8 protein-coding genes are annotated in these 11,415 nt (G+C 45.9%); all 8 read left to right on the top strand.

Going from position 1 to position 11,415, the window contains the following annotated elements; all coding sequences use genetic code 11:
* The first annotated feature begins 303 nt into the window (after positions 1-303).
* A complete protein-coding gene (locus HMPREF0849_RS10215; protein ID WP_009013547.1) occupies positions 304-1,503 on the top strand; it encodes an LPXTG cell wall anchor domain-containing protein in 1,200 nt (399 codons plus the stop codon).
* A gap of 219 nt (positions 1,504-1,722) precedes the next feature.
* Positions 1,723-2,949, top strand: a complete 1,227-nt coding sequence (locus tag HMPREF0849_RS02790) for a glycosyltransferase (protein WP_000711916.1) — start codon at positions 1,723-1,725, stop codon at positions 2,947-2,949.
* Between the two features lie 15 nt (positions 2,950-2,964).
* On the top strand, positions 2,965-4,194 hold the full coding sequence (locus HMPREF0849_RS02785; protein WP_000751400.1) for a glycosyltransferase: 1,230 nt from the start codon (positions 2,965-2,967) through the stop codon (positions 4,192-4,194).
* Positions 4,195-4,280: 86 nt separating this feature from the next.
* A complete protein-coding gene (secY2, locus tag HMPREF0849_RS02780) occupies positions 4,281-5,498 on the top strand; it encodes an accessory Sec system protein translocase subunit SecY2 (protein ID WP_000657784.1) in 1,218 nt (405 codons plus the stop codon).
* 9 nt (positions 5,499-5,507) lie between these two features.
* Positions 5,508-7,088, top strand: coding sequence for an accessory Sec system protein Asp1 (gene asp1 / locus HMPREF0849_RS02775; protein WP_000291144.1), 1,581 nt, complete (start codon positions 5,508-5,510; stop codon positions 7,086-7,088).
* Positions 7,072-8,601: an accessory Sec system protein Asp2 gene (gene asp2, locus HMPREF0849_RS02770; RefSeq protein ID WP_000412870.1), complete on the top strand. Its 1,530-nt coding sequence runs from the start codon at positions 7,072-7,074 to the stop codon at positions 8,599-8,601. The genes asp1 and asp2 overlap by 17 nt, the downstream gene beginning before the upstream one ends.
* The gene (gene asp3, locus HMPREF0849_RS02765; protein WP_000583892.1) at positions 8,598-9,038 is read left to right on the top strand and encodes an accessory Sec system protein Asp3; all 441 of its coding nucleotides are present in this window, start codon (positions 8,598-8,600) and stop codon (positions 9,036-9,038) included. Before asp2 ends, asp3 begins: the two co-directional genes overlap by 4 nt.
* Positions 9,025-11,403 (top strand): accessory Sec system translocase SecA2, encoded by a 2,379-nt coding sequence (secA2, locus tag HMPREF0849_RS02760; protein WP_442852088.1) that lies wholly within the window; start codon positions 9,025-9,027, stop codon positions 11,401-11,403. Before asp3 ends, secA2 begins: the two co-directional genes overlap by 14 nt.
* The last annotated feature ends 12 nt before the right edge of the window (positions 11,404-11,415 follow it).

Below are 11,415 nucleotides of genomic sequence, written 5' to 3'. Positions count from 1 at the left end.
TCAATCAACCTCAGCCGAGCGCAAGTGAATCTGCTTCAGTAAGTTCGAGCCAATCAGTATCCAGCGAGCGCAAGTGAATCTGCTTCGGCAAGCTCAAGCCAGTCAGCCTCAGTCAGCACAAGCGAATCCGCTTCAGTAAGCTCGAGTCAGTCAGCGTCTGCAAGCACAAGCGAATCTGCGTCAGCCAGCGCGAGCCAGTCAGCTTCAGTAAGCACAAGCGAATCCGCTTCAGCGAGTGCTAGCCAGTCAGCTTCAGTAAGCTCCAGCCAATCAGCATCTGCAAGTGCTAGCCAGTCTGAGTCAGTGAGCGCTAGCCAGTCAGCTTCGGTAAGTTCGAGTCAGTCTGCATCGGCAAGCTCGAGTCAATCAGCATCAGTAAGTGCTAGTCAATCAGCATCAGTAAGTGCTAGTCAATCAGCATCAGTAAGTGCTAGTCAATCAGCATCTGCAAGTGCAAGTCAATCAGCATCTGCAAGTTCGAGTCAGTCCGCTTCAGCGAGTGCGAGTCGATCAGCTTCAGTGAGTGCCAGTCAATCAGCGTCGGCAAGTTCGAGTCAGTCCGCCTCAGTCAGCTCAAGTGAATCTGCCTCAGTAAGTGCCAGTCAATCAGCATCATTGAGTTCGAGCCAATCAGCGTCTGCAAGCTCAAGCGAATCCGCTTCATTGAGTGCCAGTCAATCAGCCTCAGTCAGCTCCAGCGAATCTGCATCAGTTAGCTCCAGCCAATCCGCTTCAGCGAGCGCAAGTGAATCTGCGTCAGCCAGCGTGAGTCAATCTGCTTCAGTAAGTTCGAGTGAATCAGCGTCAGCGAGCGCCAGTGAGTCTGCGTCGGCAAGTTCGAGTCAGTCAGCTTCAGTAAGTTCAAGCGAATCCGCTTCAGTCAGCTCCAGCCAATCTGTGTCAGTGAGCGCCAGCGAATCCGCTTCAGCGAGTGCTAGCCAGTCAGCGTCGGCAAGTTCGAGTCAATCGGCATCATTGAGTGCTAGTCAATCCGCTTCTGTAAGTTCGAGCGAATCTGCCTCAGTGAGCTCAAGCCAATCGGCATCAACAAGTACTTCAACTTCTGCAAGTATGCTAGCAGCCGAGTTGGCGTTGGAGAGTGCTTCGATCTCAGCAAGTACATCAGTGAGCGAATCTACTTCAACGAGCGCATCACTCTCAGCTAGCATGTTAGCCAGTGAATCGACTCTAGAAAGTGCTTCGATTTCAGCAAGTGTGTCTATGAGCGAGTCAGCGTCGATTAGCACTAGTCTTTCGATTTCAGATTCTATTAGTAGATCTGCGTCAGCAAGTGCTCTGGTATCTACTTCAACAAGCACCTCTCTCTCAATGGCAAACATTGCAAGCCAAGGTCAATCCGCTTCAAGCAAGCCGAAACAAGCCTTGCCAAATACAGGAGCGTCGACTTCGGTAGCATCTGCTTTATTGGGAGCATTGACAGCTGTGACAGGTATCGGTCTTCTTGCCAAGAAGGATCAGAACGACGATCAAGAAAGTCATTGATAAGATATAAAAATCAATGAATAAATAGTGAAATGGAAAACCTTTGAAAACATGATTTTTCAAAGGTTTTTTCTATATGTGAGAATGGGAAAATCCTCTTTTGAGTTTGAAATAAACTAGGGGAAAAGGTATAATAGGAAGGTGAGAGAATCATCGAAAAAATCAGAACTATAGTAGTAGAAAAGTAGCCAAACGAATGTGAAAAGAAAAGGGGACGAAATGAAAAAAGAGCTTCAAAAAGCCATTGTACTCGGTGGTGATAATGCTTATATGGACAAAATTGAGACAACAATCAAGTCAATCTGCGCCCATAACCGAGCAGTGACTTTTTATGTTTTCAATGATGATTTGCCATCAGAATGGTTTCAGCTCATGGAGAGACGTCTAGAGCCACTAGCCTCAAAAATCGTCAATGTCAAGATTAGTCATCAAGGTTTGAAAGAGTATAGTTTGCCACTAGCCCACCTAAGTTATGCAACTTTCTTTCGTTATTTTATTCCTCAGTTTGTTAGCGAAGATCTAGCCTTGTACCTGGATTCGGATATTATCGTTAGATCAAACCTAGATCAACTCTTTTTAGAAGATATGGCAGACTGGCCAGTAGCTGCTGTCGCAGATGCGCTAGTTCCTAGCACTTTTAATGCAGGTGTCTTGCTAATCAATGTCGCTCTCTGGCGTCAAGAAAAGGTGACGGAGCACTTGTTGAGCTTGACAGACCAACTGCATGACCAAGTTTTTGGTGATCAGGGCGTGTTAAATCACCTCTTTGAAAGTCGTTGGAAATCGCTGCAAGCTACCTATAATTTTATGGTTGGTATGGATACAGTGGCTCGAAATTACCAGATGGATTCTTGGTATAGGGATTCTCTTGCTACTGAAAAGACAGCCAAGATTATCCATTATACTGGGGACAAGCCTTGGTACCAAATCAACCTCAATCGTTTTAGGGAGGACTGGTGGTTTTACTACGGACTAGAGTGGTCTGATATCGTCATGAAAAAATGTGATTTCCATAAAGGATTGGCATCTTTAGTTCAAGCTCCCCAGTATGCGACCGCTATTTTTACCAATACGTGTCACATAGAGCAAATCGAACACCTGATCCAAGAACTGCCAGATGTTGAGTTCTCTATCCTAGCTCATACCAATTTTGCGCCGGAAATCATGAACTTGCAATCGCATCTGAATGTACGCCTCTATCCTTACTTTAATCCCATGAATGTCAAAAAAGTCTTGGAAAAGATTGACTTTTACTTAGATATCAATCATGAGGATGAAATTGCAAACATTATCCAAGAGGTGCAGCAAAGAGAAATCCCTATATTTGCTTTTGAGACCACTAGTCATGACTTGAGTGGTTGCAGTCATGTCTACTCACCAGCAGCCGTAGATCAAATGATCGAGTCTATCCGCACGCTTTTGGAATCACAGAAGCAGTCGTTGTAAACTGAAGGAAACTAAATGAAAAAAACAATTGTTCTCGCAGGAGATTATGCCTATATTCGTCAGATTGAAACAGCGCTCAAGTCTCTCTGCTATCATAATAGCCATGTCAAGGTCTATATCTTTAATCAGGATATTCCCCAAGAATGGTTCCGCGCTCTCAGGCCGATAGTAGAGCAAATGGGCGGTGAGTTAGTGGATGTCAAGATGCTTGGCGCCCAATTTCAGATGAACTGGAGCAATAAACTGCCCCATATCAATCACATGACCTTTGCCCGTTACTTTATCCCTGATTTTGTCGAAGAGGACAAGGTTCTTTACTTGGATAGTGATTTGGTTGTGACGGCTGATTTGACGGCTCTCTTTGAAATGGACTTAGGCGAAAACTACCTTGCTGCTGCACCATCTTGTTTTGGAGTTGGGGTTGGCTTTAATGCAGGTGTACTCTTGATCCATAACAAAAAATGGCGGGCAGAAGCCGTGAGACAAGAGCTAGTTGAGTTGACGGAGCGGGAACACCAACATGTGAGTGAAGGAGACCAGTCCATCCTCAATATGCTCTTTCATGACAGCTATGCTCCTCTGGGACAGAACTATAATTTTCAGATTGGCTTTGACAGTGGGGCTGCCTCACATGGACATGAATTTATCTTCCAGATTCCTTTGGAGCCTCTGCCAGCCATCTTGCATTTCCTCTCTCAGGACAAACCTTGGAACACTCATTCGGTTGGGCGTTTGCGTGAGGTTTGGTGGCACTATCATCTGATGGAGTGGTCTGCCATTACTGAAAAATGGCGTCAGGCTGGAATTGACTATCCAGTCACAGTCTATCAGCCGGCTATGACTTGTGTTAATTTGACCAACTCCTGGCATCTTGAGAAAATCGACTATCTGGTTCAAGCCTTGCCAGAGGTGCATTTCTACATTGCAGCCTATACAACGATGGCACCGGAACTCATGCTCTTGTCACGTTTTGAAAATGTGACCCTCTATCCCAACACCTTCCCCCTCTTGGTCGAGAAATTGATCCAGCAGACAGATGTCTATCTCGATATTAACCACGATGACAAGTTGAGTGTTGTTTATGACTATATTTCACGCTTTGAGAAACCGATCTTGACTTTTGACAATACCCAGTCGCGGGAACTACCTCAAAGTACCTATGCGGGTATTTTCTCAGCAGAAAGACCAGAAGAAATGGTAGCAGCTCTGACAGCTTATCTGGACGAGAAAGCTCACGAAAACTGAGATAGAGATTTGAATGTGCTAAGATAAAAAGGCTGGATAGGCCTCGTGTGACAGGACAGAAAGATAAAAATGAAAAGGAGGAGCTAGTGAAAGAATTTCGTTCATCGATAGCAGTAAAAAAAGGGATGCGCACCCTGTTTTTGCTCTTTATTTATGTGCTCGGGAGTCGTCTGGCTCTTCCTTTTGTTGATCTCAATAGTCGGGATTTTCTCGGAGGAAGCGCAGCCTATCTGGACTTTTCAGTAGCTCTGACTGGTGGAAATCTTCGCAGTCTCTCTCTCTTTTCCATCGGGCTTTCACCTTGGATGTCAGCTATGATCTTGTGGCAGATGTTTTCCTTTTCAAAGAAACTGGGCTTAAACTCAGTTTCTTCGGAAGTTCAGGATAGACGGAAAATGTACTTGACGTTAGGGATTGCCTTGATTCAGGCCTTGGCCTTGACGACAAACCTCCCTGTCCAAGCTCCCTACAATCCCTTCTTGGTCTTTCTCCTCAATACCAGCCTTTTGGTTGCAGGGACCTTCTTCTTAGTTTGGCTGTCGGACATCAATGCGTCTATCGGAGTTGGAGGCCCTGTCGTCATTTTATTGGCAAGTATGGTGGCTTCACTCCCTCAGGACATCCTCCAATCGGTCCAAGTTCATAAGATATCTCCTTGGCTGCTTTTCCTATTGGTAGTGCTTGGTGTCCTCTTTACCTATCTAGTCGTTCTCTTTTACCGAGCGCGATACCGCATCCCTATCAATAAAATCGGACTTCATTCTCGTTTTAAACGCTATTCCTATCTGGAAATTATGCTCAATCCTGCTGGTGGTATGCCTTATATGTATGTGATGAGTCTCATGGGCTTACCTTCTTATCTCTTGCTCTTGCTTCAACATCTGGATAAGGGTAATCCTCTCTACCCTACCATACTGGAGCAGTATGCGATGGGGAAACCCTTGTGGATCTATGCTTATATCCTTATCCTCTTTGTCTTTAGCATTGCCTTTGCTTTTGTCAATGTGAGTGGTCAACAGATCGCAGATCGGATGAAGCAATCAGGAGATTACATCTACGGGGTCTATCCTGGTGAGGATACCAGTCGCTTTATCAATCGCTTGGTTCTTCGATTTGCTCTGATAGGTGCAGTCTTTAACGTTACCTTGGCTGGACTTCCAATCTTGTTTGTCTTGAAGGATGAGAGTCTGTTAAAAGTCAGCATGATTCCCGGACTCTTTTTAATTTTGAGTGGCATGCTCTTTACGATTCACGACGAACTGCAGGCGCTCAGATTAAATGAAAGGTATCGGCCACTATTCTAGGAGGTTTTGATGTATTACTTTATCCCAGCTTGGTATGGCAAGGAGCGTCCCTGGCATGCTGATTTGACACCCTGGTATTTTTCTCATTTTAAGCTAGAATTTGATGACACCTTCAATCAGATTCGCTTGATGCAACGCCAAGGGATTCCTGCCCAGGTCCTCCTTTTGTCCTATCAGCCTCATTTGCGCTATTTTCTCCATCGCCAAGGTATTTTAGAAGCACAAGTTTATTCCTTATTTGATGAATTGCAGGATTTTCATGAGATTCGACCGCAGGTCTTGCAACTCAGAGATATTGAGTGGGAAGAGGACTGCGAGTTTGTTTACAGTCCCTTTACCATTCTGGTGCTGAAGGATGGAAAGCCCTATGCCCAGGTAGAGCATGGGATAGAAGGTTTTATCAGTACGATTCAGTATTTCAAGGAAGATGGGCTCTTGTCTGCCAACTACCTGATGGATGATCGGGGGCTGGTTTCCAGTGTGATTTACTACCAAGATGGTCAGGCTATCTACCAAGACTACCTCAATCCCAAGGGACTGTGGCAGTTTAGAGAGTACTTGCAAGATGGGGGCCGTATCGAGGTCAATCCTATCTTTGCTTTTCGCTTCCAAAAAGAGGCCTACCGAGATATGGGAGAATTGATTGCGGAGTTTTTTGAGAAGAAAATAGCTCACCTTCCCGAGGAAGGAACGACCTATTTTCTGCCTGCGTGTGACCAGCATAATACTTTCCTTTTAGATCGATTGCCTCGCCAAAGCACCAAGGTTCTCAGCCTTTTTATCGGACGAAATCCCCAAGAGCAATTACCACAACTGGCAGGTCTGCTGGATAAGGTGGACCTTGTTCTGGTTGACAGGGAGGATACCCTGCGCTTGGCTCAGTCTGCCTTTTCAGAACAAGCAATGAAGTTTCGTCATTTATCGCCTTTTGATACGCGCTTGGAGCTGGGAAAGAGTCAGACTCGGAAGGAGTCGCTTCTCTACTATCAACTGGACTTTGAGCAGGGGATAGAGGACCAGGCTCTCTATCAGGTCTTGCGTTTCCTTTCTGAAAACAAGGATACAGAGCTGGTCTTTGGAGCCTTTGCTGCTAGTCAAGAAGAAATGAAGCGGCTGGAAACACGTGTTTCTGAGATGATTGCAGAGCAGTTTCAAGACCAGGAACTGGAGAAGGAAGTTGATTATCAAGGAGCTGAAAATCCACTTGAGGACAATCGCCATCAGAGCAAGCGCTATTCGTTTGTCAATATGAGGGATGAATCGGAGTTAATCAAGCAGCTGGAATTTGTTCGTTTGATTGTCGATTTGAACAGTCAGCCTCTTCTTTATACTCAGATCGCGGGGATTAGTGCTGGTATCCCTCAAATCAATAGGGTCAAAACAGAGTATGTCAGCCATCAGAAGAATGGCTATCTGTTGGAAAATACTGCCGATTTTGCTCAAGCTGCCCATTACTATCTCGATAGCCTGCAGGTGTGGAATGATGCTCTGATCCATTCCATCGAAAAGATAAAGGAACACACTGGGGAGCAATTCCTGATCAAGCTAGAAAAGTGGTTGGAGGAGGTGACTCATGGAAAAGAAATATAAGATCTTGCAAATCGGTCCAGAGGATTGGCGAGATACCCTTGCCCTACCAGCCCAACTTGACTGGTATCATGTTCCTCCCAACACACCGTCTGCCATCCAGAAAATCATGGATGAGAAAAATTTGGATCACTTTCATGCTGTCATTCTCACGGATGGGGCTTATCTAGTAGATTTGTTGCCTTTTGCATCTAGCTTGGAACCCTATACGGTTTTCTATCCAGAACAGTTTGCAAGTCAGGATAAAAACATTCAGAACCTCATCAAACAGCACTGTATGCAAGCAATGGATCTGTCAGACCGACAGGGCTTTGTTCGAGACCTTTCCACCTCCCTCTTTGAAGGTGGTTATGGAGACAAGCTGAGTCCAGCTACGATACGGATTCACCCGAGTTTCCAAGGCTCTATCTCCTATCAAGGATTTGAATATCTGGAGCTGGAAGGAGACTTTGGCAAGACCTATACCCAGCTAGCTTCTTGGGCCTATAATCAGTCTGTCCAAGCCCATTCGCCAATCGAACTCTGGCTCGAATATGAAAAGAGTGGACCAGTGGACTTGCGCTTGCGTTTGCGAAAAATCCCAGCAGGATCCGTTTCAGAGATTAGACAGGACATTCTCTTTGAGGAAGCAGACTTTGCCTCAGCAATCATAGTGGAGCAAGACTATGATGCTTATCTTAGCATTTCTCTTGAAGCGCGTGGTCAGGGAAAGGTCAACATCGGCAATCTCCACCAACGCTGGAGCCGGAAACAGTTTGGAAAGTTTGTTCTCGGAGGCAATATCCTACATGACAAAAAACGCGAGGAAATCAACTATTTCTTTCACCCGGGGGATTTCAAGCCTCCTCTAGCAGTCTATTTCTCAGGTTACCGTCCGGCGGAAGGTTTTGAGGGTTACTGGATGATGAAGAATCTCAGATGCCCCTTTCTCCTCTTTTCGGACCCTCGATTAGAAGGAGGAGCCTTTTACCTAGGAACTGGGGAGTTGGAAGACAGCATACAAGCAACCATCCAACACTATCTGGACTATCTAGGCTTGGATAGAAGTGACTTGATCCTATCTGGGCTGTCAATGGGAACCTTCCCAGCCCTCTACTACGGAGCCTACTTTGAACCCAAGGGGATTGTAGTCGGAAAACCCTTGACCAATCTAGGAACCATCGCACAGCGGGGCCGACTAGAGGCGCCAGGAGTCTTTCCAACTAGCTTTGATGTCTTGCACCTTCAGACTGGAGGAGTGAGTCAGAAAGACATGAAGGACTTGGATCAACGTTTTTGGACCCGATTTGAACAAGCTGATTTTTCCCAGACGACCTTTGGTCTTTCTTACATGAAGGACGAGGATATGGATAGTGGTGCCTATGACCAGCTAGTGGAGACTCTTTGCCAGACAGGAGCTAAGATTTTGTCGAAAGGGACAGCAGGTCGACACAATGATGATACAGGAACAAACGTTGCCTGGTTTATTCATTTTTACAAGATGATACTAGAAGAATACGGAAGAGGTGAGACATGATTATCATCAAGAGAGAGGATATTAGGTGGGGCGAGATGGGAGCCACTTATCTTTACGGTAGCCAGATCACCTATCATGCAGATGGTCATGTTACCCTGAAAAATCCTTTGCTGGCTTCAGGTGAAACCCTTAAAACCTGGTTTTCCAGTGTCAACTACCAGGCTACTAGAAGCCAGCCCAGCCTCCCTCTTCTTAAGAAAAATCATACCTACCGTCTCTCTATGAAGATGCAGGTTCAACCGACTAATGGCCTCTATCTCAAACTGACCTTTTTAAACCGTTATGAGGAAATCATCGAGGAGAAGATTGAAAGACAATTTTCTTTTAGCTTCACCTATCCTGAAGTGGCCTACACCTACCGCCTTTCCTTGATTAGTGCAGGTTTTGAGGCTCTTGACTTTGTTTCGTTTTCTATTGAGGAGGATGCTGGTGTTTAATCATTTGTATCAGGAAAGACAACTGAGAAAGGTCAAGAAGCTTTTAAGCCAAATCAACGCCCTCAAAGAAGAGATGGCAGCTCTCAGTGATGAGGAAATGGCTGCAAAGACAGAGGAGTTTCGCCAGCGCCTTGCCCAGGGAGAAACCTTAGATGAGCTATTGGTAGAAGCCTATGCCCTTGTTCGTGAGGCCGATAAACGGGTCTTGGGTCTCTTTCCCTATGATGTGCAAGTCATGGGAGCCATTGTGATCCACCAAGGAAATGTGGCTGAGATGAATACGGGTGAGGGCAAGACCTTGACTGCAACCATGCCCCTCTACCTCAATGCCCTAACGAGAAAAGGTAGCATGCTGGTCACGACTAATGACTATCTGGCTAGACGGGATGCAAGCGAAATGGGCCCAGTTTACCAATTTTTAGGTCTAACTGTCGGTCTTCCCTTCTCAGAGGACCCAAAAGAGGACTTGACTGCGGAAGAGAAAAGAAAGATCTACACCTCGGACATCGTCTACACGACCAATAGTGTACTGGGATTTGACTATCTCAATGACAATCTTGCCTCCACTCGTGAGGGGAAATTCCTACCTCCCTTTAACTATGTCATCATTGATGAGATCGATGACATTCTACTCGATAGTGCCCAAACTCCCTTGATTATTGCAGGCTCTCCCCGTGTTCAGTCTAACTATTATGGGATGATTGATACCCTAGTGACGACCTTGGTTGAAGGAGAAGACTACATCTACAAGGAAGAAAAAGAGCAGGTTTGGTTGACCCGAAAGGGGGCCCAGACGGTTGAAGCTTTCTTAGGAATTGATCATCTCTACAAGGAAGAGTACGCCAGTTATGTTCGGCATCTAGTCTATGCTCTCAGAGCTCATACGCTCTTTACCAAGGACAAGGACTACCTGGTTCGAGGGCAAGAAATGGTCTTGTTAGACAATGGAACAGGTCGCCTGATGGAAATGACCAAACTTCAAGGAGGTCTCCACCAAGCCATCGAAGCCAAGGAACATGTGAAGCTCTCTCCTGAGACCAGAGCCATGGCTTCAATCACCTACCAAAGTCTCTTTAAAATGTTTCGCAAAATCTCAGGTATGACAGGAACGGGAAAGGTAGCAGAAAAAGAATTTTTCGAAACCTACAACATGGCCGTCATTCGCATCCCGACCAATCGCCCACTTAGGCGAATGGACCATCCGGACAATCTCTATGTGACCCTCCCTGAGAAAGTGTATGCCTCTCTCGAAGCTATCAAGACCTACCACGCCAAAGGCAATCCACTCCTGATCTTTGTCGGATCTGTTGAAATGTCCCAACTTTACTCGTCCTTGCTCTTGCGAGAGGGGATTTCCCACAATGTCCTCAATGCCAATCATGCGGCGCGTGAAGCCCAGATCATCGCAGAGTCTGGACAGATGGGGGCAGTGACCGTTGCGACTTCTATGGCAGGTCGCGGGACAGATATCAAACTCGGTCCAGGAGTCGCAGAATTGGGCGGTTTGATTGTGATCGGTACCGAGCGAATGGAGAGCCGACGGATTGACCTGCAAATCAGAGGTCGTTCCGGCCGCCAGGGCGATCCAGGCATGTCTCAATTTTTCGTGTCGCTTGAAGATGATGTGATCAAAAAGTTCGGACCGTCTTGGGTTCACGACCTGTATCAAGACTACCAAGTGGAAGATATCAGCAAACCCATCCTACTTAAGGCTCGCAAGTACCGCAACCTCGTCAGAAAAGCCCAAGAGGCTAGTGATAGTGCCAGTCGCTCAGCGCGCAGACAAACCTTAGAGTATGCGGAAAGTGTCAATATCCAGCGCCAAATGGTCTACAAAGAAAGAGATTGCTTGCTAGATGGGAGCCGTGATTTAGAGCATATCCTTGAGGATATACTGGCAGACTATACCAAACAAATCTCAGAAAAAGCTTATAGCAGTCCCCAAGAGCTCTTTCACTTCATCGTGACCAATATTAGCTTTGGGATGAGAGAATTACCAGCTGATTTGGATTTAGCTGATGCAGATCAGATTCGGGAGTTACTAGAGGAAATAATAGCAAAGGAAATCGCAGCCAAAAAGGAACTTCTCCAACCTCACCAGCTCTATGATTCTTTTCTAAGAATATCCATGCTCAAGGCTATTGATGACAACTGGGTTGAGCAAGTAGACTATCTCCAACAGCTCAGTCTAGCAATCGGGAGCCAGTCTGCTTCTCAAAAGAACCCTATCGTGGAGTACTATCAGGAGGCCTATGCAGGCTTTGAAACCATGAAGCAACAAATCCGTACAGATATGGTTCGCAATCTTCTCATGGGGATTGTGGAAGTAACGCCCAAAGGTGAGATTCTCACCCATTTTCCATAAAAAGAGGATCAT

The organism is Streptococcus sp. C300 (assembly GCF_000187645.1).
GTDB classification, from domain to species: Bacteria; Bacillota; Bacilli; order Lactobacillales; family Streptococcaceae; genus Streptococcus; species Streptococcus oralis_CQ.
This window is presented reverse-complemented; position numbering and strand designations above follow the sequence as displayed.

Bases quoted from the DNA above. Each gene is read 5' to 3' on its own strand.
- HMPREF0849_RS02790 (WP_000711916.1), top strand. From the start codon at position 1,723: ATGAAAAAAGAGCTTCAAAAAGCCATTGTACTCGGTGGTGATAATGCT.
- HMPREF0849_RS02785 (WP_000751400.1), top strand. From the start codon at position 2,965: ATGAAAAAAACAATTGTTCTCGCAGGAGATTATGCCTATATTCGTCAG.
- asp1 (WP_000291144.1), top strand. From the start codon at position 5,508: ATGTATTACTTTATCCCAGCTTGGTATGGCAAGGAGCGTCCCTGGCAT.
- asp2 (WP_000412870.1), top strand. From the start codon at position 7,072: ATGGAAAAGAAATATAAGATCTTGCAAATCGGTCCAGAGGATTGGCGA.
- asp3 (WP_000583892.1), top strand. From the start codon at position 8,598: ATGATTATCATCAAGAGAGAGGATATTAGGTGGGGCGAGATGGGAGCC.
- secA2 (WP_442852088.1), top strand. From the start codon at position 9,025: ATGCTGGTGTTTAATCATTTGTATCAGGAAAGACAACTGAGAAAGGTC.